We start from the raw sequence: 25,162 nt of genomic DNA, 5'->3' as shown, positions 1-25,162 counted from the left end.
TCACTTCATTTAATAGATTAACATTCTAAACCGTTTAATTTTATAATATGTAATACAATCAGAGTATTGAGGGTCCTTTGTATGATCATCCGCCGCACGGCAAACCACGTGCATATCCTCACCTACGATACATAACGAAGGATAATTTCTTGAATATAATTCATTCCCTTGGCAAGCGATCATCCCAGCCATACACCAGTCCACACAATTCTTCGAGAATAATAATTGTAAACGATGCCTCTCATTATTCGGGAGTCCATACCGGGAAGTCTCAGGTAATGAGCTTATCGTCCGCATAGAATCGAAAGATTGATTGGATGCCATCCAATACAACCGGGATATCTCATCATACACTATAAAGAATTTCAAATGGCCACCGGGAAAGGGCAAGAAAAGCAAGGTCTGTCCGGAAGGAGTCTCTTGAAAGCCGGTTACCATCTGGCCGTTCTTATCTTCCCTCACTTTTAATAAACAAGCGTATCCAATCCCTCCGGTATGCGCACGAAGAAACATATGGAACGTTTTCCCCTCCGGATCATACCAAATATGATGTTTATCCTTTATTTGAACCACTTGAGCCTCCAGCCATCCAGTGGGCGCATTAAAACGACCGGGAGCCAATTCTAGCGGCTTATTGGTCAATGACTCGTAAAAAGGAATGCCAACCCCTTCCGGGAAATGTACTTTATCCCTGAAAACAAAAGGATCGGAACGTCGCCAAGAAGACGCATCCAGTAAATCATCGTGAATAGAGCAAGATAGCAAGGTAGGGCTCAAACCCGCCACATTCCAGCCTTCTATCTCCGAGTTATAAAAACGCTGTTCCATCGCCAAGTAAACCCGCTCGTTAGCGAAAAGAACATTACAGGCAGAAGAATGCCATTTCTCACCTTGGGAGAGAAACGAGGGAACGCTCCACGTATTCCCATCATCTTCCGAGCATATAATACATAAATCGCCTGCGTTTCCTATGATATATATCTTTTCCCCTATACAAAAAGGGCGGGCATGCCAAAAATTAAAATCCGAGATAAAACACCAACTAGCGCCTTGGTCGTCCGATACAAAAATCTTACCGATACCTAACCGTCTTGTCCTTTCCGTATACAGCTGCGAAGAAGCATAGATTTCTTTTACCCCCTTGCCGCCCAAGTCGAAAGTCACGACCAAGCGTCCCGTCGAAGTCACGGTGATTCCGGGAGTATAACAATAAATGTCTTCCGGACTAATTGATTTATAGATCAATGTTTCTTGAGTAGATATAAGCATAGCACGAGATTTAAGAGTACAAAAAAAGGTCACGACATTTCTTCACAGAAGTTCTCGTGACCTGAGCTTTTAATTTATTACTTTAGTATTAATACTCCCGCATGTTCTACCATCGCGGTGTACTTGAAGAATCTATCTCCACACGGGAATTTCAGAATTATAAATATCTTCTTAAAGGAAGAGATGGGGGAATCCCCATCTCTTGACCTATCTATTTGTTTAATTATTTAACAACCACTTTAACAGCTTCCTCACCATCAACAGCTACAGCTACGATACCGGCAGGTACGGTAATTGTTGCGTTATCAGATGTAAGAACCGTCTCAGCGACTACCTTACCTAAGATGTTAGAGATAACTACTGATTTACCAGCGGCGCCTTGGATAGTTACAGTACCATTACCAGCTACTACAGATACACCTTCAACATTGTTGATGTTATCATTAGATGTAACCATATCTTCTTCATCCTTCTGAGCGACATTAAAGATTAATGCGCCATCACCATTGGTCTTTGCGGAAGAGAACTGTGAATTGATATCTGTCAGTACCAAACAACCATTATGCATTTTCAACCATGCGGCAGCATATGTCGGAGCGATAGCACGATCAGCGTCACCATTTACGGTTCTATAATTTTGATCTTTCTCGCCATAAACATTAGACTCGAACAAGAATGCGTTCTCTGCACCTTCTTCTGTTACGGCACCAGCCTTATCCGGGTTAATATAACGGAATGACCAAGTTACATTCTTATGTTTGTCACCAACCAAGTCTACGATGAAGTTTTCCAGCTTAGCTTTCTTATAGTTAGCGATGATTGTCGCCGTATCTAACTTAGCCGGTTCTACATTCTCGAAACCATTTGTCAATACGAACAAGCTGTCACCAGCATGGATAGCCTTAACAAAACCTACACGGGTATAGCTGCTATTAGCACTAGAATTCGTTGTGAACATATAAGGATTAACCTTAGCCTCTCTATCGATGAACGCTTGGGCAGAGTCTGAGAAGTTAACCAAGTATTTGCCATAAGCAAAGCCAGCACGACCATGTTGAGCATGAACACACTTAGAAGGATCTGTTGTAATGTTACCGTTAGCGTCAACGTGAGGACCAGCCTCTGTACAAGGAACTGTCTCAACACCCTCTTGGTCGTCACGAGCCACAGAGATCAAATATTGAGGTTTGATATTTCCAAGACCACGATTCAACCAAGCCGTATCAATACGGAACGCTAATTTACCCTCAGCCTTATCCTTATTCCAGATACCAGCGTAATCAACAGTTTCCGTAGTCAAGTTCGGGTTCCACTCATCCATTAAGTACTCATTACGAACGCTCTCAACGAATGTCAAGCTATCAGGACCGTCATTTACATTCTCACCTAGAGCGGCGTTGTTGAAGCGACGATACAAAGGAGAATCATCCATTGCTACGGCAAAAGCAGATGTACGAATCTCTTGATTGCTATAGAATTTATCATCCAAAGAGCCACGAGTCAAATCCAACGTATTGTCGTCAACAGAGACCTTCACTGAAGCGTAATTTCTAGAGGCATATTGAGCAGCTCCTACTTTCTTCAACGCAATCTTACCATTAACATTCTGATAAGTATAGTAGTCTACCTTACTATTATCATCTACCAATCGTTGGCCGTCTTTATCATACATCGCTACAGCAACAATATCAGAAGAACCCGGATAAGCCAAATAAGAGGTTCCGCCAACAGTCACATAAGTAGCAGATCCTCCCTCCGGAGTATATTGCTCCTCGATAGTCATTGCATCTGCGACAACCATACCCTTACACCATTCTGGATACCATGCCTGTGCTTGCGCCTGTGTCATAGATGTATTACGCAAATTAGCCTCAACCAAAGTATAATATTCTTTTCCTTCGATATCATTATTCTCTTTCAAGAAATAATCAGTAGGATAAGTCTTCATCATATACTTCTTCGTTGTCCCGTCATAAGTCAAATAACGGCCTTTTCCGTCCGTGATACGGTAAACATTTCTTACCAAACCATCGCCATAACCATACTTATCGTCTTTAACAACCACTTGTAAGCGGAAACTTGCTTTAGCTCCAGTCTCATCTACACGTACAATAGAATCCTTCCCTGACGGAACATTAAGATATTTATCTAATGCCAATCCATGCAAATAGTTAAACAGATAAGTTTGAACCTTAGCTTCATTTTCTGATACATACTTATATCCCAGTTTAGCATCCTTTACAAGATCCTCGTCAACTTTAATAAAGCTAACCGTATCCTTTTGGTTTCCATTAAAATAGAATACCTCATTAGCACTACCCTCTACTGCGAATAATTGCATATCAGAAGGAATTTGATAAGAAGTCTTATAGCTATCATCAGAGAACTCACGGTTCGTAATTGAGATCGGCGCAATAGAAGATGTACCTTTCTTCTCTACTACCCATTGAGCAGCCGGCATATGCTTGAACTCTTGGTTACGAGCTTGAGCAGCCCAACCGAAATAACCAGCCAAATTAGCGAATACATAAGAACCTACCTTTTCTGTATTGTAAGAACCACCAGCCTTATACTGGATCAAGTATACACCAGAAGGAATCGTAGTTAATGTAAGGCTACTATAGTCAGCAGAAGTCTTAACCGTAATATTCTGTGAAGCAAAGGTAGGAGTACCACCATCCGTCTCATTCGTATTCAGTGTCAACACATTCGTACCGTCCAATTTAGCCATGTAGATGTACTTGTCAGATCTTGTCGTTACAGTTTTTCCTTGATTAGACCAATAAGAATTATTATTATTGTCTTTGATATCCTTCGCAAACTGCTCGTCAGTTTGACCCGATGCTTTCACTAATTTATCCGCAACTTCCGCTACTTGAACATAGAGTTTGTCTTCTTTCACATTATAAGTGAACTTGAACTTATAAGAACCAGTCAAGCGATTGTCTGCGTTTAATACGTCATAGGTATATTTCAACAACTGACCGCTAGTCTCAGTTCCTTCATAATAAGCCGTATCGACAACTACATACAATTGTTTGTCATCCGCCTTTTTGTCCTTAGCTTTCAATTGAACATAACCACTACCAGCACTAACCGCTTGAAGTCCTGTCGCTGTCAAATGATTCGCCTTGCCTTTTGACACTTCAGGGTCCATATTCAACGCAAAATAATTGTCTTTAGAATCAACAGACCACATCAATGTATTTAAATCATCTGCACTTATTGGAATAGGAGTGCTTATTACATCTTCTGTAACAGCCAAAGCAGCAGACAAGTCCGCAATCTTACCTTTGTTCAGGGCACCCGTATTATCAAAGAAAACGATTGAGTCCGATTTGAAGTAAGAATACATGTGGTTACTAGCATCGAATGCCCATTCAGAAACCGTACCACTGCCTAATGTCACATCACCAGAAAGACCGTTGGTCGCGGTTTTCGCCAAAGTAGGATCAACAGCCAATGTCATTCCTGTCACCTTATTTACGAAGGTGTAGACAACAGCTCCAGAAGTAGTCTTTGTTGAAACTTTCCAAGTACCGGCAACAACTTCACTCAAATCGCTAGTGTTAAGTGAGCCGTACACAAGTTTGCCATAATCAGCAGAAGTCTTATCTGTCTTAGCGGACAAATAACTACTTCCGCTCTTCAGCAAATAAGATTTGCCATTCTCCATCGCAGCATTGACAGAGAACGCAGATGCCAGCATTACACCGGCAAGAAGCGTAGAAATCTTTTTGTTCATAATAAATAAATTAATATTAATACTAGTGTTTATTAAGATAATCAACCTGTTAGACTAATTGAAAATCGTCGTTTGCCATTAAAAACGACTAGTCTAAACGATCGTCTAAATCTTGCGTTTTTTGAGCGTCGAAACGGGAGGTTCGTTGAAGGAATCGCTTGTTTCGTGAAGGATAACCTATCCTATTGATAAGAAAGAGAATAAGCGATAAAAAAATCGTCTGGAAGGGTTGCAAGTACCGAAGAAACGCGTACCTTTGCAAATGACTAAAAGAATCGATCGTTTAAACTAGTCGTTTCTATACTAGAAAAGCATTTATTAATCATACAAATTTTACTATCATATACTAATGTACATGCGTACATTGTATATCTATATCAAAGTAACACTTTGACATTTTGTATTCTTAACTCCCGGAGAATCGACTTTTTCAGGCTCACCCGATAAATAGTGAGGATAATCTCGCAATGTACTTTTATCTACACTTCAATTTGTTTATCACACGTTTCACGTCGGCCAACTTGCTTTATGTCAGTGATATGTTGTGAAGGATGTGAAAGGGAGCGCAGAGATGCCTACGAAGAGTTGTTACCGTTGAGCCTTTCTATTTAATACAAACATTATCGGCAGTAGCTTGCTCTATCTGCCCATGAAATCGTTTCACGGTTGTGATACAATCTTTTCACCTATGCGAAACGATTGTATCACGTAGGTGAAAAGATCTCTTCACGAATATGAAATGATCAGATCGTGTAGTGCCTGGCCATACTATCCCTTGGTGGAATATACATTCAAGAAAATTATCCCCACGATTTATCGGCTGATCCGGTATTTAAAGTAGTTACATTATGCCTCTCAAAAAACACGTACGAGTTTTTCGAAAAACATGTACGTGTTTCCGAAAAAACTCGTACGTGTTTTCTTAAAAGCTAAAACGAAGCCTATCCTATTAAAAAAGTAGTATCTTTACAACCGGAAGACAGGGTGCCCCGTCTTATTATACTATTATTCATTATTAATCACTAAAACCTATAAACACTATGGGAAAATTTATCAATCCCTTCACCGATTTCGGCTTCAAGCATATATTCGGTAGGGAAATGGACAAGGACATTTTAATTGAGTTCCTGAACGACCTCCTCGAAGGGGAGCATACGATCAAGGACTTGAGAATCATGAACAATGAGCGATTGCCCGAGACAGAGCAAGGTAGGAAAGTCATCTTTGACATCCATTGCGAGACCGACAAAGGCGAGCGGATCATAATCGAGATGCAGAACAGGGAACAGCCCCACTTCAAAGACAGGGCCTTGTATTACCTCTCGCACTCGGTGGTGGAACAGGGGATAAAGGGAACATGGGACTATGAGCTGGCGGCCGTGTACGGTGTCTTCTTCTTGAACTTCACGCTGGATGAGAAGAACAGGCCAAACAATAACAGGAACGAAGGAAAGTTCCGAAGGGACATCGTGCTGGCGGACCGAGAGACCGGACAGGTATTCAACCCCAAGTTCCGCCAGATCTATATTGAGCTTCCCCGATTCAACAAAGAGGAGGAAGAATGCGAGACTGATTTTGAACGTTGGATTTATGTACTAAAGCATATGGACACATTAGACAGAATGCCATTCAAGGCACGCAAGGCCATATTCGAGCGGTTGGAACGCATCGGATCCATGGCGAACCTCACCCCCAAACAACGGGCGCAGTACGAGGCGGAGTGGAAGATGTATAATGATTATTACAACACCTTGGACTTCGCCGTCGAGAAAGGCATGGAAAAAGGATTGCAAAAAGGATTGGAGGAAGGGCTACAGAAAGGTTTGCAAAAAGGAAAAGCTGAAGGACGACAGGAAGAGAAACACTCCATAGCACTTAATCTTAAGAAATTAGGAGTTAGTATAGAGCAAATCGCCTTTGCCACCGGCCTCTCCATAGAAGAAATAGAGAAACTATAATAATCTGAGACCTTTCGCCTGATCAACAACTGATTAGGCGAAAGGACAACTCCCACCCCTCACACCCCAACCATTGTTCGCAAATTATTGTTACCTTTGTACGACAACTATAAGGATAAAACGATATGACAAACGAGAGACCGTTGATTCTGATCACGAATGATGATGGCGTATGGGCCAAAGGTATTAACGAATTGATTGAGTGCCTGAAAGATCTAGGCGATTTGGTGGTATTCGCTCCTGATGGACCTCGTTCCGGGATGGGTAGTGCCATTACATCCTTAGTTCCTATCAAGTATACCTTGTTGAAAAAGGAGGAAGGACTTACCATCTATAGTTGCACCGGGACACCGGTTGATTGCGTTAAATTAGCGATTAATGAGGTTATGGAGCGCAAGCCCGATCTGTTAGTCTCCGGTATCAACCACGGGGGGAATATGGCTATCTGCGTAAATTATTCCGGAACGATGGGTGCCACCGCCGAGGGCTGTATTTTCAACGTCCCTTCCATGGGTGTATCCTTACTGGACCATGCGGCCGATGCCGACTTCTCCGAATGCTGCCGTCTTGGACGTATGCTGGCACGCCGGGTATTAAAAGAAGGCTTACCGCACGGAACCTACTTAAACCTCAACGTGCCGAAGCTACCGCAAGTGAAAGGGTTGAAAGTTTGTCGCCAAGCGGATGGTCGTTGGGTACGTGAATTCAAGCGTTCCGAGAACGCCAGCGGAGAGCCCGTATTCTGGTTGACAGGAGCTTTCGAAAGTGCCAAACCCATCCACCCGGACAATGATATGCTTGCGCTGGACAGCGGATACGCCTCCCTAGTCCCCTGCAAGATTGACGTTACGGACTACGACTTCATGGCCACCCTAAACAACTGGATCCTTTAATTCTCAATTCTCAATTTTCAATTCATGAAGTATTACCTGATAGCCGGAGAAGCCTCCGGAGACCTGCACGCCTCGAATTTGATGGCAGCCCTGAAAGAGAATGACCCGAAGGCCGAGTTCCGCTTTCTGGGCGGCGATCTGATGAGAGCCGTCGGAGGAACCCTTGTCAAACATTACCGGGAAATGGCGTTCATGGGCTTTATCCCGGTATTGCTGAACTTGCGCACCATCTTAAATAACATGAAGACGTGCCAAGAGGATATCCGCCGCTATCAACCAGATGTCGTCATCTTAATTGACTACCCGGGATTCAACCTGAAGATCGCCAAATATGTGAAAACCCAATTGGGTCTCCCGGTATATTACTATATATCCCCCAAGATATGGGCCTGGAAACAATACCGCATCAGGGACTTCCGGCGTTATGTAGATCGTATGTTCTGCATCCTGCCGTTCGAGACCGAGTTTTTCCGGAAGCTTAATTATTCGGTAGATTACGTAGGAAATCCTTCTGTAGACTCCGTAGCCTATTACAAGGAGCATCAAGCGATCCCCAAAGATACATTTATCAAAGAGGAAGGATTGGCCAACAAGCCTATCCTCGCCTTGCTATCCGGTAGCCGCAAACAAGAGATCAAGGATAATTTACCGACCATGCTGAAAGTAGCCTCCGCATATCCCGACTACCAGCCGGTAATAGCCGGAGCACCAGGCATCGATCCTGCCTACTATCAAGAATACATAGGCTCTTATCCTGCCAAGATCGTGTTCAGTAAAACCTATCCCTTGCTACAACATAGTGCCGCCGCCTTGGTAACCTCCGGCACGGCAACCTTGGAAACCGCCCTGTTCCGGGTTCCGCAAGTCGTTTGCTACTACGTCGTAGCCGGACAGTTGGCCAGCTTTATTTTCAAGCATTTCTTCCATACGAAATACATATCCCTCGTGAACCTGATCGGGGGACGGGAGATCGTACAAGAACTATTCGGAGCCCGCTTCTCCGAATCGCAAATACAAGACGAGCTAGGACGCATCCTACAAGATCCAGCCTATCGAAAACGAATGCTAGACGGATACGACAAGATTATCCATACGCTAGGAATGCCCGGGGCTTCAAAGCGTACGGCACGGCTAATCGTTGAATCCCTTGGTTCTTAACATCTTTTATTAACGTCTTTTGCAGCATTTCACCCCGAACTTACATCTTTCTTCATAGAACGATGAAATGTGAACTTTTTAAGAAACAAAAGGAATGAAGACGTTGAGAGCTTTTTTATTGGTTATCGGGATCGCTTTAGTATCCCTCACCCTACCCTCTTGCTTAGATGACGATAACTCGTATTCTTTAGGTGATATCTGGATAGCGGTCGCTACCGTAGTACCGGAAGGCAATAACGTATATTACTTACGGCTGGATGACGGGGATAAGCTATGGCCCGCCGCCACGAACTATCCGAACTATCAGCCGAAGCCTAACCAACGTGCCTTGGTTAACTTCACGATATTGGCGGATTCCACCCAAAGTAACCTAGGAGGTTTCTCCCACTATATCAAGGTGAATGCGATCCATAACATCCTTACGAAATCCATCGCTAAGAACGAGGGAGCGGCTAATGATTCTATCTATGGTACGGACCCGGTAAGTATTTATAACAATAATATGTGGATCGGAGACGGATATTTGAATATCTATTTCGAGACACTCTGGGGAGGCAAGACCGCCCACTTTATCAACCTGATCCAACCGGATGCCGAGAATGATCCTTATACGCTGGAGTTTAGGCATAACGCTTACGATGATCCCCAATATACGATCGGGGCCGGACGTGTGGCGTTCAATTTGTCTTCCTTGCCGGATACCAAAGGAGAGACGGTCGATCTTGTCGTAAACTATTGGACTTCCGAAGGGAAACAGGCTTATAAATTAAAATATAATTCGGATAAGACCAAAATGGAGGATACTTCGCAAGGCTATACGAACGATAGTATCTCCAATATAACGGACATGAAATAAACCTTCCCACATAACTTTTATTTTTATCATTTAGTTCAGGAGGAGAGGCGTCGAGATGATGCCTTTCTTTTTTTGTATTTTTACGCTACAAGATGCAACGGTCAAGGCATCACTCTCGTTTATATAAACAAATGGACAAAGTAACCGAACATCTGATCGAGGGTTGCCGCCGGGGAGACCGGAGCTCGCAACTGAAGTTGTACAAACAATACGCACAGCGATTGTATATAGCCTGCTTGCGTATCGTAGGCAACTCATCCGAGGCGGAAGAAGCCATGCAGGACTCGTTCCTCAAGATCTTCACACGCTTGGACCAATATCATGACGGGCAATGCTTTGAGGCATGGATGCATCGCATCGCCATCCATACGGCCATCGATTATGTACGCCGCCAAGCACCGGACCAAGAGGAGCTTTCCGACAATCTGGCCGAACCGGAAACGGACGGACCGGACGAGGAAGAAATCCAATATTCCGTGGCACAGATAAAGGAAGCTACCAAGAAGTTGCCGGCAGGCTACCGCATAATCCTCTCGCTTTACCTCTTTGAGGGATATGATATGGAAGAGATCGCCTCTATCCTGAAAATTCAACCGCCAAGCGTCCGTAGCCAGTACCTACGCGCTAAGCGGAAATTGTTAGACATTATAGCAGCCAATTAAACATGGATAAACTAAAGAATTTCATAGACGCAAACCGTGACGCATTCGAGGAAGATGAGATGCTTCCCGAAGGCCACTTCGAACGTTTCGAGCAAAAGCTGCTGAAACCACGGAAGAACCGTGCGGCCCTATACAGCCTATCGGCCTTTGCCATAGCTGCCTCTATCGCTTTGTTGCTCTTATTCCGCTTGCCGGGAGGGACCGGTCTGCCGGAACCCGCGCAAAAGACCACGGCCCAGACCTGCGAGACCCAAGAGGAGATCGAGGAACTACGCCTATATTACAATATGCAAATGAACGACGTATTGGCGCAAATGAAGAAGTTGTATAAACAGGACCGGACACCGGGAGCGGAGGAGTTATTGCAAGAGAGCAAACGGATCCTCACGGATAATTATATGTTCGAGGAAACGATACTCCCTACCTTGCCTTGTTCCAACGACGGTCTTTTCGCCATGACCCAACATTACAGCAATAGCTTGGAGGGCCTCACGCTGATGCTTAAGCAAATGGAACAAGTCACGGATAATCAGAAATAGTAATAACAATTAATACATATCAATCATGAACACGACACACGTAAAATTGAGTCCCGCCGTATTGCTGACTTTCGTATTGCTGCTATGCAATCTATCGGTAATAGCTAGGCCACAAGAGAAGATCAAGAAAAAAGAGATATCCCAATCCTACAGCGTAAGCGCCGGTGATCGTCTCCAAGTAGAAAACCGTTATGGAAACATCACCGTTACCCACTGGAATCAGAATACGGTAGCTATACGGGTTGAGGTAGAATGTAAGGCTCGCAGCGAGGAACGTGCTCAAGAGAACTTGGACCGTATCCAAATCGAGACCAAGAAGATAGGTGGTATTGTCTCAGCGGTCACTACGATAAAGAAGGAGATGAATAGCAATTCGAATAATGAGTCCATGACGATCAATTATTATATCCAGATGCCTCCTAAGCTCGCCGCAGACTTGAACCAGAAATACGGAAACATCAACTTGCCAAGCGATAATAACGGCAACATGGATATCCATGTAAAATACGGCAACCTGAATGCGGGTAATTTCACAGCCAACGCAATGATAGAGGCCAAATATGGTAACATCGAGGTAGGAAATCTGCAGGACGCCCAACTGGATCTGGGCTACGTAGGAACCGCCAAGATTCGCAACGCTAAAGATTTAACGATAGACAGCAAATATTCCAATCTGGATATACAGGATATACAATCTTTACGCATGGAGATTAAATATGGTAATCTCACCATTGAAAGCGTAAGCAGACTAGACATGGAGATTAAGTACAGCGACGCTAAAATCGGGACCCTTAAGGATGCATTGAATGTAAGTAGCCTTAGCTATAGTAACTTAAAGATACGGAACTTGTCTCCCTCTTTCTCGAAGGTGAACGTAGAATCCCATTATGGGAATTTAGAGGTAGCGCTTCCCGCAAAAACTTCTTTCCGGATAGTAGCGGAGAACATGAAGTATTCAAGCTGCGACGTGAACGGTTTCAATATCACCCGCAAGCATTTTGACGATGAGGATCGTGACAAGAATTACACCTATGAGATTAATGGTGGAAAGCAACCGACGATTCACTTCGAAGGAAATCGTTACGGAAATCTAAAAGTCAAGGCCAATTAATCGGTTGTAGAGACGGGGCGTGCCCCGTCTCTACAACCGGATATTTTTATTTTGAGGTGTTTTGCCGGCGTATCTCTTCTCTCTTCAACCAGTTATCGAGTTGTGTAAACAGGAAGAAACAAGAGATCCCGGAAGCAATCGTTAAAACAATCGGGAAATAGGCTCGCAAAGAGCCTAAAACCGTTTCCGCCCCGCCCGGAGAAAGCTTAACCAAATACAAGATGCCTACTAACACAAGCATATAAGCGACAAATATGCTAAAAATGCCTACAGGTGTAAATCGTTTCTTGATATAGTACTTATATACCCGCTTCTTCTCTTGTATAATCAATGCCATAATACGGGAGTTTAATGAGGCCGAAGGTTGTTCCGCCGTCCCTCGCATCAACTTACGTGTCAAATGATCAATATCTTTCTCATTCATATTCATAACAAATCAGCTGTCTCTAATTTCATTTTATCTTGCAACACTTCATAAAACCGTTTCCGCCCACGGAATAGTTTTACTTTCACATTAGAAGCGCTCAATTCAGTGATCTGACAGATCTCTTCCACCGAGCATTCCTCCAAATAATAAAGAGTAAGCAACAAGGCCTCATCAGCCGGAAGCTTTTTCAGCGTACGTGCGATCATCTCTTTCCGGTCCTCACGCTCTAATAAAGCCGTAGCCGATTCAACCTCGTCATTCGAAAGGTCTACAGGGCCCGCCTCCTCATAACTCACGAACATACGCTGTTGTCTCAAGGCCGTCAACGCCGTACGATACACGATCCTATAAAACCATGTTGAGAACTTACTATCGAAATGAAAATCGGAAAGAGCACGATACATCTTCACGAACGCATCCTGTACGGCCTCTTCTGCCTCCTCGCGATTTTCCAAGATACGAAGAGCGATGGTATAAGCCATCTTCTCATACTTCGCGACAAGGCAGGAGAAACTTTGCGTGTCCCCTGCCAAAATACGTTCTATCCACTTTCGCTCATCCATCCGGTATCGTTTATTCTTCCAGACGCATTTTCTTCTCGTCCTCCAATCTCTCCTTCTCCATTAAAGAACGGGAAAGAAAGAAATAAATTATAAAAGCTACTCCACCGAACATAATCGTAATAGCCGGAACTAACAAAAAGAACCAATCGCTATCGTAAGTGAAAGCAGAGTCGACCATCATACCGACAATCACACCCAATGACAAACCGATCATAAAAATACCGTTACGCAGGGTATTATAACGATTAGGCCTTCTCTCGGGGCGCATAGCCTCTTCCAACACAATTCCTTTCTCGATCATCGCCATCTTTTCCTCATGCTTACTTTTAATGGTCATGTAACTAGCGATAATACCTAACAATACCGGCATACCTACCGCACAAATAACACCTAAAATAGGAATCCACAACTCGTTCATATCTTTTATTCTTTAAAGGTTTAATAAATTATTCGCTTTTATCAATAAGACATGAGCAATCACAAATCGGTTACAAAAAAGAGAAGAAATTTTATACATGCACAAATAAAAGAAGCGAACTCCATCCATTTATGAAGTTCGCTTCTTGGGAAAGTTATTTATCGTCTTTTTAGATACTTACGCAAGTTCACCTCTTACGATCTCTTCTTTGTCCTTATCCCAGTACATCGTACGTCCTTCCAGATAAGCGCGAGTACCCATATGAGCGGTCATAGCCTCTTGAAAAGCAGCGTCGATATTACAGCTAGGAGTCTTGCCTTGACGGATACATTCCAGCCACTCACGGATATGCAAGTGAGTCGTATCATAACGTTTACCATTTACATACGTATACAGCAAACCACGTTTAGCGAAATACAACTCCGTAGGAGATGTAACGGAATCCGAGCTATTTTGTCCCGGTACATAGGTATAGAACGGAGTATCCGTAGGAATAATACCTTCCTTGATCTTATCCGCATAACGAGTGGAATCTTGGTCAACCGTAATAGCCAAGATATTGGAAACCTCCATAGAAGCATCATGCCCCATGAACACCTTGCCACGGTTACGGCTACTTGCCAATGTAGCGCTATACAACATCGTCAAGTCACGATCCGGCCACTCGAAAGTAGTCTGCAATACATCAGGTACCGTACGTCCGTCCTTGAAGAAATAAACACCGCCGGATGAAGTAGCGGAATGAGGTATACCCACATGCATGATCTGGTTGACAGCGTCATACTCATGTGTCAACAAGTCACCGGAAAGGCCTGTACTATAATCCCACCAGCAACGCCAGCGGAAGAAACGTTCCAGACTGAACTTGCTACGCTCGTCCGGACCGATATATCTTTCAAGCTTGTTGGATGTCATATAATCCATATATTCCTTAATACGCTCAGGATCACCTTCGAACTGCTTCCAATCAATCGTATTAGGATTAGAGCCTTCGATAATATCATATACCCAAGCACCATTTGGAGAGTTACGGTTCGTACAAACCTCGATCAAGTTAACAGGACCTAATAATCCGTTACCGATAATCTCCTCGGCCTTCTGATAACAGTCGGTCTGACGCCCTTGGTGACCTAACTGAAATACAACGCCGGTCTCTTTGATCACTTGGCGAACCATATACGTCTCAGGAACCGTCCATGATAACGGTTTCTCGCAATATACATGCTTTCCGGCACGTGCCGCAGCCATAGCGATCGTGCTATGCCAGTGGTCCGGACCAGCGATAATAACGGCATCCACATCCGGAGCCGTTACCAACTCTTGATAAGTCCGGTAACGTTTCGGAGCAGGCCCGAACTTACCGTCGCTACCCTCACGATGGATATTGGAACCGGTCAATACAGCGGCCTCGCCATATACATCAAATATATCACAAACCGCGGTTATCTCAATATTCAGATCATCTTGCTCCATATATTGCTGATAACGCGTATCCTTCTTATTCAACTTATTAGCCTCTTTCATCTTATCGATCCAAGAAGGCTCAGCGAAACCTGCGGCACGCATCAATTGCTTTCCACGAATACCGAAGCCGACCAAACCGATACGGATCTTTTTACCATCGCCTTGAGGCTCCAAATAGGAGGCCTGTCTGTTACTTACCTGAAATACATCTGATATGTTACGGCCTCTTAAAGCGTCTTTCCTCTTTTGGTAAACGCCATATGCCAAAGCACCTAAGATAGGCACTGTAGCCAATGTCTTCAATGTGTCCCGACGTCCTTTATCGGGCATTTGCTCCTGAGAAGGAGTATTTTTTACATCTTCTGTTGCCATGGGTATCAAATAAATTTAAGTTTATGCAATATCGGACACACACGTCCTAACACACGATCGAATCCTACGATTTGTGATGTAGGGAATACGCACATCAAGCCTAAAGCGGCGAACTCCACAAGGTTCTTGTCAATCCATAAATAAGAGCCTTCAAACGGCATCATATAGCTTGCTCCCACGAAAGAGGGGTGGGATAACGTGTACATAGCGAGAAGAATCATACCTCCAACAGAAGATAAACGATACAAACAGCCTAAAGTCAAGCCTAGGCCGATCAATAACAGAGCCCACTCATTCAAGAAGTTGATGGTCGTCATCAAACTGTCGTCTTGAGTCAATTTGATAAAAAATGAAGCAGCGGGACCCTTTGAATCGAGTAGATAGGGTAGAGATGTCCATTTTGGGTTCATGATTTTTACTAGGCCTTCATACATAAAGTGCCAACCTATAAAAAGACGCAGCATCATCAGCCAAGTCATCTGCGCTTTCGTGTAACCTTGTTCTATTTTCATTTCTTGGTCCTAAAAAATTGGTTTAGAAAAAGTCGATTATTAAAAACACAACACCCGAAGCTAAAATCATAGATTTAGGCCTCGGGCGTTATTTATGCTAAAATGTGCTTGATACGATTAATCCAAAACTTTAACAGTAATGTTACGGAACCAAACATCATCCCCGTGGTCTTGAAATCCGATGAAACCTTCTTTGTTAGCGCCACCGCAATTCAACAACAACTCATAAGCCAACGGCCATTTGTCTTTGCTAAATTTGCTGTTATCCAACATTTCTTTCCATTGCGGAGTCCACAAATGATACTCAACAACAGGTTCATCGCTATTCAAATAGTGAACAACTGTACCCTTATAACACATGATCTTACCCTTGTTCCACTCACCGAACGGTTTAGCGTTCTGCGGTTTAGCCGGGATCATGTCATACAATGATGAAGATTTACGGTTGCCATCCTTACCTAACTTAGCGTCGGGGTGGTTCTCGTTATCCAATACTTGGTACTCAGGAGCAGAGATGTAAGAAGGTTGTCCCTCTACCTCTTGAATCATGATGAATACACCAGAGTTAGATCCTTTACCTACTTTCCATTCGAACTCAAGCTCGAAGTTACCCAACTTATGAGCGAAGATCAAGTCCCCACCGTTGGAAGCACCAGCCTCACCAGCACCAGAGCCATTGATTTTGATCGCTCCGTCCTCGATTGTCCAAGCAGCCGGAACGTCAGCACGGTCATAACCTCTCCAGCCATTGAATGTCTTACCATCGAAGATCACATATCTACCCTCTTTATCTTTCGGGAAAGTCGTGATATCTACAGTAGGAAGATCTGTCATGAGCTTGTACTCAGGAGCTGCGGCTTCTGTTGTAGTCTCAGCAGCTGCAGGAGCTTCTTCTGTTTTCTTTCCACCACTACAAGACGTGAAATAACACATCATGATAGCGGCACTTGCTAATAATACTGACTTTTTCATTTTTATTTATTGAGTTAAATACATTATCTCGGCATATCTACCAGCTTCCAGCCGTCACGATAGTTGTGCTTGATCAAGCCTGCGGCAAATTCTTGAGCGTTGATAGGATCTGTCCATACAGTCTTGAATTTCGGATCACCATCAATAACCTCAAAGGTATCTTTCTGAATAATCTTGATTGTCTCATTCGGATCGATATTCGTAAATCTCATGTTAGGACCATCCCAATCCAACACCTTATTCAAGCGTTGCAAACGAACCGCCAACACACCCATTACAACCATTTCATTGAACGGACCAGCCTCCAAGAAGTTTGACTTCGTCTGAACACGGCTACCTGCGCTTTCCTTACAAGCACGGATCCAGTCTTGCTCGTGAGCATCGCCCTTCTTCACGTCTTTCACACGACGTTCTGTCTTAGCTACATTAGGCACACGACCAGACAACAACCATGGCTCCAAGCCATAGCAACCACAGATCAACGTGTCTTTCGTTCCGTGGAAGATACACAATCCACCACCAGGACCCATCAATTCCTTACCTTGAGGGAATCCTTCTGGACGATCCGGCATCATACCGCCATCATACCAATGAACCTCAACTTCCGGCATAGCTACCTTCGGCATATTGTCGCGAGCCGGGAAGATCAATTTAACATGCTGCGCATTAGGAGCACAGTCTTGTAATAACAATGTAGAAGAACCTTGAACCTTTGTCGGATAGCCTAAATGCAAAGCCTTGAATACCGGATGCATGATGTGGCAAGCCATATCACCTAACGCACCTGTACCATAATCCCACCATCCGCGCCAGTTCCAAGGATGATATGTCTTATTGAACGGTCTCAATTTAGCAGGACCTGTAAACAAATCCCAGTTCAAAGTAGAAGGAATCTTATCCGCTTTTTCCGGAGCATTCAAGCCTTGCGGCCAGATAGGACGGTTCGTTGCGCACTCTACTTTAGTAACCTCACCAATCTCACCGTTAGCGATCCACTCACAGATCAAGTTCACGCCTTCGCCTGAAGAACCTTGGTTACCCATCTGAGTAGCAACGTCATATTTCTTAGCTAAGTTCGTAAGCAAACGAGACTCATAAACAGAGTGAGTCAACGGTTTCTGAGTGTATACGTGTTTGCCAAGCGTCATAGCGTCAGCCGTGATCATGGCATGAGTATGGTCGGCGGTAGCTACCAACACAGCGTCGATAGATTTACCCATCTCATCATACATCTTACGATAATCCCAGTATTTCTTAGCTTGAGGATGACGGTCGAATACCGGTTTCGCATACTTCCAGTCAATATCACAAAGAGCTACGATATTCTCGGTAGTCTCCATGTTCTTTAAGTTAGCGTTACCCATACCTCCGATACCTACACCAGCAATATTCAATTTATCAGTTGGAGCGATATGACCATGGGTTTTACCTAGGACCGCACTCGGAACAATAGTCAAAGCTGCTGCGGCAGCCGTACCTTTTTGAAGAAAAGATCTTCTAGAAATGTTAGACATAGTAATAATTTTTTATAGATTAGCACTTAACAATGATATTTCATGTGTCTTTACACCTTTACAGGCAACAAATTGTCGCAAATATAGCCAATACTGTATTATTGACAAGATCAAAAGGCCGCTTTCTTCTTTAAAATAGTTTTTTTTAACAGACAGGATAGATCTTATTTATAATTTCATAAATATTATCTATAGGATTGGGGGTATTTTATTAACGCGGTTTGGATATATTTGTAAAAACATGAAAACATATTCATATTAACAACTGTTATCTTAAATGAGAACAACTATATGAAAAAAGAATCTGCATTCATACGAATATATCGCTTTTATCTGGAAGGATTCCGGGAGATGAAGCTGGGCAAGACTCTTTGGCTAATCATTCTAGTCAAATTGTTTATCATGTTTTTTATCCTGAGATTATTCTTCTTTCCTAATTATCTCGGGCAATTCGATAGCGATAGTGAGAAGGAGAACCACGTATCGAACGAACTCATACAACGGGCAATAAATCCTTAAAACATTAATAAATATGATTGAAAACATTGACACTTCATTGATCGATTGGTCGAGGGCCCAATTTGCCCTTACGGCCATGTATCATTGGCTCTTCGTGCCATTAACACTAGGACTTGGCGTTATCCAAGCTATTATGGAGACGATTTATTATCGGACAGGTAATGAGGCATGGAAAAAGACCGCCCAATTTTGGATGAAATTATTCGGTATCAATTTCGCTATCGGTGTCGCTACGGGATTGATCCTCGAGTTCGAGTTCGGAACCAACTGGTCTAACTATAGTTGGTTTGTCGGGGATATCTTCGGGGCACCTTTGGCTATCGAGGGAATTCTCGCCTTCTTTATGGAAGCCACCTTTATCGCTGTTATGTTTTTTGGTTGGGACAAAGTTAGCAAACGCTTCCATCTCGCCTCCACTTGGCTGACGATTATCGGTGCTACTCTTTCCGCTCTCTGGATCTTGATCGCTAACGCATGGATGCAATATCCGGTCGGTATGCATTTCAATCCGGATACGGTCCGTAACGAGATGTTCGACTTCTGGGCCGTAGCTTTATCGCCTGTCGCCATTAATAAGTTTTTCCATACGGTATTGTCCGGTTGGATCGTAGGCGCCTTGTTCGTACTAGGAATCAGCTGCTGGTATTTATTAAAGAAACGGAATACCGCATTCGCTTTGTCAAGTATCAAGGTCAGCGCTATATTCGGGTTGGTAGCCTCCATCCTTATTATCTGGACGGGTGATGGCTCCGCTTACCAAGTCGCTCAAAAGCAGCCGATGAAACTAGCTGCCATGGAAGGTCTTTATGAGGGTGGCAACGGAGTAGGACTCGTAGGTATCGGCATCTTAAATCCGGCAAAGACGAGTTATCTGGATAACCAGAACGCATTTATTTTTGACATTAAGTTCCCCAAACTCCTCTCCTTCTTAGCAGAACGTGACATGAACGCATACGTTCCGGGTATCGTAAACTTGATAGAGGGAGGCTATACGACCAATAAGGGAACGGTAGCGCTCTCCGCCAAAGAAAAAATTGAGAAAGGTAAAGCCGCTATCAAAGCGTTAGCTGATTATCGTAAAGCGGTCAAAGATAAAGATACCGCAGCCGCCGAGCAATACAGGGTAACTTTGGAAGAGAATTTCCCCTATTTCGGATATGGTTATATTAAGGATCCGGCAGAGTTAATCCCGCATGTAGGATTGACATTCTATTCTTTCCGTGTGATGGTGATCCTTGGTTGTTTCTTCATCTTACTATTCATTATTACGTTGATATGGGATAAAAAAGGGAAAATCGCTAATACACGTTGGTTGCAATACGTAGGCCTATGGTCTATACCTTTAGGATATATAGCGGGACAAGCCGGTTGGATCGTAGCGGAGGTAGGACGTCAACCTTGGGCTATACAGGATATCTTGCCGACCAGCGCTTCGATATCCAAGTTAAACCCGTCCTCGGTACAGACCACTTTCTACCTGTTCCTTATCTTATTTACGATCCTGCTGATCGCAGAGATTGGAATCATGGTTAAGGCCATCAAGAAAGGGCCGGAAGCTGCCGCCCACTAATTTTCAATTTTCAAATATCAATTCTTAATTAGAAAGTCCTATGGATAGTACATATATATTGTTACAACATTACTGGTGGTTTCTGGTATCTCTACTGGGAGCGCTATTAGTATTCCTTCTTTTTGTACAAGGAGGCCAATCTCTACTCTTCACTATCGGCAAGACGGAGATACAGCAAAAAATGTTATTGAACTCGACCGGGCGTAAGTGGGAGTTTACTTTCACTACGTTGGTCACTTTCGGAGGTGCGTTCTTCGCCTCTTTCCCTTTATTTTATTCCACAAGCTTCGGCGGAGCCTATTGGGTATGGATGCTGATCTTACTTTGCTTCGTGATACAAGCTGTATCTTACGAGTATCAAGCGAAAAAAGGCAACTTACTCGGGAAAAAGACGTATCAAGTATTTCTTATGATCAATGGTATAGCAGGTCCGATCTTACTCGGAACCGCTGTAGCGACCTTCTTTAACGGCGCCGAATTTATTGTTAACAAAGAACAGTTGACTGATATAGCCATGCCCGTCATTTCCACGTGGGCCAATCCTTGGCATGGATTAGAGGCGGCTTTGGTATTTTGGAATTTGTGCCTAGGACTGGCAGTTTTCTTCTTGGCACGAGCTCTGGCCCTACTCTATTTTATCAACAATATCGATGATCCGGAGATTGTCGCTAAAAGCCGGAAACAATTGATACCGGAGACAATCTTGTTCCTCGTCTTTTTCTTGACATTCTTGATCCGTTTATTGTTGGTGGACGGTTTTGCCGTAAATCCGGATACCGGAGAAGTATTTATGCAACCGTATAAGTATTTTATGAACCTGATCGAGATGCCAATCGTGTTAGCCGTATTATTGATTGGCGTGGTTGGCGTGTTATTCGGCATAGGGAAAACGATATTCTCGAAGACTTGGAGAAAAGGCATCTGGTTCGCGGGATCAGGGACTGTCTTGACCGTATTAGCTTTATTACTTTGCGCAGGATGGAATAATACGGCTTACTACCCATCTTTAGCGGATCTACAAAGTTCATTGACGATCCAGAATAGTTGCTCAAGCCCATTCACGTTGAAAGTAATGAGCTATGTATCTATTCTCGTCCCATTCGTATTAGCCTACATTTTCTATGCTTGGAGAGCGCTCGATCTACATAAGATCAATAGTAAGGAAATGCAAGAAGGAGGTCATACCTATTAAATAATGTGCAAATTAAATAATATGCCAATGTGCCAATATGTCAATGTGCCAGTGAGAATGCAAGTGATAGTATCTTAATTGACACATTAGCATATTGGCATATTGCTACATTGGCACATTAATTTATTGCCTTTGGAAGTCCGCCTCTTTTGTCCACTTAGGCATCTCATCATTGTTGGCGATAACTAAACCGATACTAAACATTAAGTTCATATCTTCCATAGCCCCATCAAAATCCCACCAAGATTCATCATACTCATCATTCGGTTGGTGATACCGGTAAACTTTCGGTTTAGCCTCATGGCGTGCTTTATCCACGTAATCCTTACCGCCACCAACTAAAATCGTAGGTACGCCTTTTTTCACGAAATTAAAATGATCGGAACGGAAATAACCACCCGCAGGATCTTCGGTGATAACCTTCACGGTCCGTCCTTGTGCCGAGGCCATAGCGATCACCAAGGCATCTGTATCCGTCTTGCCCGCTGCCCGGAGAGAAACATCATGGGTACGCTCACGCGGGGCCGTGCCGTCAAAATTCAAGTTAATAGCTGTTTTAGATAACGGGAACAAAGGATGCTCACAATAGTACTGAGAACCTAATAAGCCACATTCCTCGGAAGTCACCGCCACGAATACGATAGAGCGACGAGGACGAACAGGCAATGATTGATATTTCTTAGCTAATAGCATTAAGGTAGCCACACCCGAAGCATTATCACTAGCGCCATTATAGATACTATCCCCATCTATCGGAGTACCGATCCCAAAATGATCCCAATGAGCGGTAAAAACCAAGTATTCATCTTTCAAGTCCGTGCCCGGTAAAACAGCCGCCACATTATGAGACTCGCCTACGGTCATCTTTACATTTAATATAACCTTACTTTTCGCCTTCATCGTAAAACTCTTGAAACCCGGTTTCTTCGCCGCGGCAATCGTCTCATCAAAATTCAATCCGCTAAGGGCGAACATTTTCTTGCAAGCCTCCTCCGAGAGCCATCCCTTCATGCCCAAAGCTTCCGCATTCATTGTCTCCGAGCAAAGAGCGATATTTGTCTGCACGTGAGAAGCCTGACAGACCTTCCAACCATACGAAGCGGCCGCCTCGTTATGAAGGACCAATAAACCTGCGGCACCTTGGCGTTGCGCCTCCTCGAACTTATAAGTCCAACGACCATAATAGCTCATGTTCTTTCCGCGAAACAAAGACGCGTCATAAAAACCGGGATCATTCACCATAGCGATAACGATTTTCCCCTTCACGTCTACATTCGCATAATCGTTCCAACCATATTCCGGCGCATTAATACCAAACCCACAGAACACATAATCCGTAGTAGGAATAACTACCTTTTCAGTCCCCCGGTTCGTCCAAACGACAATATCATCCGAGAACTTCAAATCCATAGAGCCTTTCGCGCATTTCACCGTGATCTTATCCTTTACCGGACGGGTAAAAGTAGATATTTCCTTCACCGGCTGGAAATAACTATCGCCATTAGCAGGCTGAAGACCTAGTTTCTTAAATTCATCAGCAATGTAATGGATTGTTTTCGTCTCATACTCGGTCAAAGGCTTACGCCCTCCGAACTCATCCGAGCCTAAAGTCTTTACCCGTTCCTTGAAAAAAGCCAAATCTTCCTCATAACTCTGGGCCATAACAGATACGCCCATAGCGAGCATCAGAAGAAAAACAGAGATAAAATTCTTGTTCATAATCGTAGATTGTTAAATGACATAATTTATTAGATATAGGTATTTAGATTTCAAAATAACAATAAAAAAAGGAAACGGCGAAGCTCACGCTTGGCCGTTTCTACATTTAACCGTTTTAAACAAAAAGAAAAAGTTAGTTAAGGCTTAGAAAAAAATATCTTAAGTCTATTTACCGACTGTATATTCGCTTTCCCGAAGGACAGCAAACAAATATATGGAATCCACCTCATCCTGCATACATTACACTTTGTTTTTTTGTTATTTTTCACAGAACAGAAATGCTTTTGTATTATCTTTGCACTCAATTATTCCCATAGACAACAAATGGCTGATTTTGATATAAACATATTGGGATGCGGTTCCGCATTGCCCACGACACGCCATCTGGCGACCTCTCAAATAGTAGATTTACGAGATAAACTATACATGATCGACTGCGGGGAAGGCACGCAAGTGCAAATGCGTCGTATGCGTATAAAATTCAGCCGTTTAAATCACATCTTCATCTCCCACCTACACGGAGATCATTGCTTCGGGCTACCGGGATTGATCTCTACATTAGGTATGCTGGGACGTAATGGAGAACTTGTTATTCATGGGCCGAAAGAGATCGAGAGCTATATGCGTCCGGTACTTGATATCTTTTGCAAAGAGTTGCCTTATGAGATCCGTTTTAACTTAATCGACCCGACAACTCATTCGTTGGTTATGGAAGATCGCTCCTTAAGCGTTTATTCCATTCCGTTAAAGCACCGTATACCCTGTTGTGGCTATTTATTCGCCGAGAAAGCCAAAGAAGCGCATATCATCCGGGAGATGACAGATTTCTATCAAGTTCCCGTCCGTATGATGCAAGAGATCAAAAGGGGCGCTGATTTCGTCACCCCGGAAGGAGAGGTAATCCCGAATGCCCGCTTAACCCGTCCTGCCGTCGCTCCCAAACGGTATGCTTATTGCTCGGATACAGCTTTTCACCCATCTATAATCCCCATCATTGAAGGGGTGGATTTATTATACCACGAGGCGACTTTCGCTGAATGTGACGCCGCACGTGCGAAAGAGACCTTCCACTCTACCGCCCGCCAAGCGGCCGAGATTGCTTATAAAGCCCAAGTGAAGCGATTGGTTATCGGTCATTACTCGGCTCGTTACGAGGATATGGCACCGTTAAAGAAAGAAGCAGACAAGATATTTCCCGGCACGATCTTAGGAGAGGAAGGTATGAGGCTTAGCGTATAATCATACATCCGTTTTACGAAATAAAGCTAATTACTTTCTAATATGCGGAAAACTTTCTACATTTGTACGAATTTAGGGACAAGTAAATGAAGCTTATACATATCATCGCTTTGGCACTTGCATTCTCCGCAAGTTATCCGGTTTATGCGCAAGCTAATAAATCGGGAGTCAAGACATTTGCTTCTAGGCAAGAAGATCCCTCTCCTATCGAAATCACGGCCTACGAGAATCGCATCAAGGTAGAGAACGCTCCTGTCGGGAGTATCTTGGAAATCTACAGTGTCGTAGGCATCAAGGTGAAAGAAATCGAAGTCAAGCAGTCCACCGCCGAATATGTCGTAGATATCGCAAAGGGATATTATATCATCCGCATTGGCGATACGGTACGCAAGGTGGCGATACGGTAAATAAAAGGAGGTGTGTCGTAATGCACGATGCACCTTCTTTTTTATTCATTACTATACCACTCGGTTCATTTTCTTTAAGCTGC

The 25,162-nt window shown here is 43.6% G+C and carries 22 protein-coding genes; 12 read left to right on the top strand and 10 right to left on the bottom strand.

All coding sequences use genetic code 11. The features are described 5' to 3' along the window. Window positions 1-9: 9 nt before the first annotated feature. Both D7V92_RS10555 and D7V92_RS10550 read right to left on the bottom strand, forming a co-directional pair. Window positions 10-1,269, bottom strand: a complete 1,260-nt coding sequence (locus D7V92_RS10555) for a sialidase family protein (protein WP_008780660.1) — start codon at window positions 1,267-1,269, stop codon at window positions 10-12. Between the two features lie 223 nt (window positions 1,270-1,492). Beyond that, window positions 1,493-5,014 (bottom strand): DUF6383 domain-containing protein, encoded by a 3,522-nt coding sequence (locus D7V92_RS10550; RefSeq protein WP_121772844.1) that lies wholly within the window; start codon window positions 5,012-5,014, stop codon window positions 1,493-1,495. Between the two features lie 1,040 nt (window positions 5,015-6,054). Between D7V92_RS10550 and D7V92_RS10545 the strand changes: the two genes are divergently transcribed. The 7 genes from D7V92_RS10545 (at window position 6,055) to D7V92_RS10515 (ending at window position 12,191) form a co-directional block, all read left to right on the top strand. Continuing rightward, complete coding sequence (locus tag D7V92_RS10545) at window positions 6,055-6,972, top strand: Rpn family recombination-promoting nuclease/putative transposase (RefSeq protein WP_121772843.1); 918 nt, start codon at window positions 6,055-6,057, stop codon at window positions 6,970-6,972. Window positions 6,973-7,097: 125 nt separating this feature from the next. Next, window positions 7,098-7,865 (top strand): 5'/3'-nucleotidase SurE, encoded by a 768-nt coding sequence (surE, locus tag D7V92_RS10540; protein ID WP_005861104.1) that lies wholly within the window; start codon window positions 7,098-7,100, stop codon window positions 7,863-7,865. A gap of 24 nt (window positions 7,866-7,889) precedes the next feature. Continuing rightward, a complete protein-coding gene (gene lpxB, locus D7V92_RS10535) occupies window positions 7,890-9,023 on the top strand; it encodes a lipid-A-disaccharide synthase (RefSeq protein ID WP_121772842.1) in 1,134 nt (377 codons plus the stop codon). Between the two features lie 94 nt (window positions 9,024-9,117). Continuing rightward, window positions 9,118-9,879: a NigD-like protein gene (locus tag D7V92_RS10530; protein ID WP_005861100.1), complete on the top strand. Its 762-nt coding sequence runs from the start codon at window positions 9,118-9,120 to the stop codon at window positions 9,877-9,879. A gap of 131 nt (window positions 9,880-10,010) precedes the next feature. Further along, window positions 10,011-10,541 (top strand): RNA polymerase sigma factor, encoded by a 531-nt coding sequence (locus tag D7V92_RS10525; RefSeq protein WP_005861098.1) that lies wholly within the window; start codon window positions 10,011-10,013, stop codon window positions 10,539-10,541. A gap of 2 nt (window positions 10,542-10,543) precedes the next feature. Further along, window positions 10,544-11,080: a hypothetical protein gene (locus D7V92_RS10520; RefSeq protein ID WP_121772841.1), complete on the top strand. Its 537-nt coding sequence runs from the start codon at window positions 10,544-10,546 to the stop codon at window positions 11,078-11,080. Window positions 11,081-11,105: 25 nt separating this feature from the next. Next, window positions 11,106-12,191, top strand: coding sequence for a DUF4097 family beta strand repeat-containing protein (locus D7V92_RS10515; protein WP_121772840.1), 1,086 nt, complete (start codon window positions 11,106-11,108; stop codon window positions 12,189-12,191). Between the two features lie 46 nt (window positions 12,192-12,237). On the opposite strand, the gene D7V92_RS10510 is transcribed toward D7V92_RS10515, so the two are convergent. The 7 genes from D7V92_RS10510 to D7V92_RS10480 form a co-directional block, all read right to left on the bottom strand. Next, window positions 12,238-12,615 carry a hypothetical protein gene (locus D7V92_RS10510; protein WP_226769929.1) on the bottom strand — a complete coding sequence of 126 codons (378 nt, stop codon included), beginning with the start codon at window positions 12,613-12,615 and terminating at the stop codon, window positions 12,238-12,240. 2 nt (window positions 12,616-12,617) lie between these two features. Then, window positions 12,618-13,181 (bottom strand): RNA polymerase sigma factor, encoded by a 564-nt coding sequence (locus D7V92_RS10505; RefSeq protein ID WP_008773926.1) that lies wholly within the window; start codon window positions 13,179-13,181, stop codon window positions 12,618-12,620. 10 nt (window positions 13,182-13,191) lie between these two features. Next, on the bottom strand, window positions 13,192-13,599 hold the full coding sequence (locus tag D7V92_RS10500) for a DUF6249 domain-containing protein (protein WP_008773927.1): 408 nt from the start codon (window positions 13,597-13,599) through the stop codon (window positions 13,192-13,194). Between the two features lie 177 nt (window positions 13,600-13,776). Beyond that, window positions 13,777-15,435, bottom strand: coding sequence for a Gfo/Idh/MocA family protein (locus D7V92_RS10495; protein ID WP_121772839.1), 1,659 nt, complete (start codon window positions 15,433-15,435; stop codon window positions 13,777-13,779). Between the two features lie 5 nt (window positions 15,436-15,440). Beyond that, on the bottom strand, window positions 15,441-15,947 hold the full coding sequence (locus D7V92_RS10490; RefSeq protein ID WP_121772838.1) for a DoxX family membrane protein: 507 nt from the start codon (window positions 15,945-15,947) through the stop codon (window positions 15,441-15,443). 117 nt (window positions 15,948-16,064) lie between these two features. Further along, window positions 16,065-16,919, bottom strand: a complete 855-nt coding sequence (locus tag D7V92_RS10485; protein WP_057328038.1) for a DUF1080 domain-containing protein — start codon at window positions 16,917-16,919, stop codon at window positions 16,065-16,067. 23 nt (window positions 16,920-16,942) lie between these two features. Further along, entirely contained in the window at window positions 16,943-18,433 is a 1,491-nt protein-coding gene (locus tag D7V92_RS10480) for a Gfo/Idh/MocA family oxidoreductase (protein WP_121772837.1), read from the bottom strand. A gap of 291 nt (window positions 18,434-18,724) precedes the next feature. Between D7V92_RS10480 and D7V92_RS10475 the strand changes: the two genes are divergently transcribed. From D7V92_RS10475 to D7V92_RS10465, 3 genes are read left to right on the top strand one after another with little or no spacing between them, the layout of a single operon-like run. Further along, a complete protein-coding gene (locus D7V92_RS10475) occupies window positions 18,725-18,952 on the top strand; it encodes a DUF4492 domain-containing protein (protein ID WP_005861078.1) in 228 nt (75 codons plus the stop codon). Between the two features lie 13 nt (window positions 18,953-18,965). Further along, window positions 18,966-20,522 carry a cytochrome ubiquinol oxidase subunit I gene (locus tag D7V92_RS10470; RefSeq protein WP_121772836.1) on the top strand — a complete coding sequence of 519 codons (1,557 nt, stop codon included), beginning with the start codon at window positions 18,966-18,968 and terminating at the stop codon, window positions 20,520-20,522. A 40-nt stretch (window positions 20,523-20,562) separates the two neighbouring features. Beyond that, complete coding sequence (locus D7V92_RS10465) at window positions 20,563-21,714, top strand: cytochrome d ubiquinol oxidase subunit II (RefSeq protein ID WP_121772835.1); 1,152 nt, start codon at window positions 20,563-20,565, stop codon at window positions 21,712-21,714. A 123-nt stretch (window positions 21,715-21,837) separates the two neighbouring features. Here the strand turns inward: D7V92_RS10465 and D7V92_RS10460 are convergent, their stop codons facing one another. Beyond that, entirely contained in the window at window positions 21,838-23,433 is a 1,596-nt protein-coding gene (locus tag D7V92_RS10460) for a M28 family peptidase (RefSeq protein WP_121772834.1), read from the bottom strand. Between the two features lie 324 nt (window positions 23,434-23,757). On the opposite strand from D7V92_RS10460, the gene D7V92_RS10455 reads away from it, so the two are divergent. Both D7V92_RS10455 and D7V92_RS10450 read left to right on the top strand, forming a co-directional pair. Then, on the top strand, window positions 23,758-24,672 hold the full coding sequence (locus tag D7V92_RS10455) for a ribonuclease Z (RefSeq protein WP_121772833.1): 915 nt from the start codon (window positions 23,758-23,760) through the stop codon (window positions 24,670-24,672). Window positions 24,673-24,758: 86 nt separating this feature from the next. Further along, window positions 24,759-25,079, top strand: coding sequence for a T9SS type A sorting domain-containing protein (locus D7V92_RS10450; RefSeq protein ID WP_005861068.1), 321 nt, complete (start codon window positions 24,759-24,761; stop codon window positions 25,077-25,079). The last annotated feature ends 83 nt before the right edge of the window (window positions 25,080-25,162 follow it).

This window comes from Parabacteroides sp. CH2-D42-20 (genome assembly GCF_003670185.1).
In the GTDB taxonomy this organism is placed as follows: domain Bacteria; phylum Bacteroidota; class Bacteroidia; order Bacteroidales; family Tannerellaceae; genus Parabacteroides; species Parabacteroides distasonis.
Note: the sequence above shows the minus strand (reverse complement) of the source record. Positions and strands in the feature narration are given on the sequence as shown.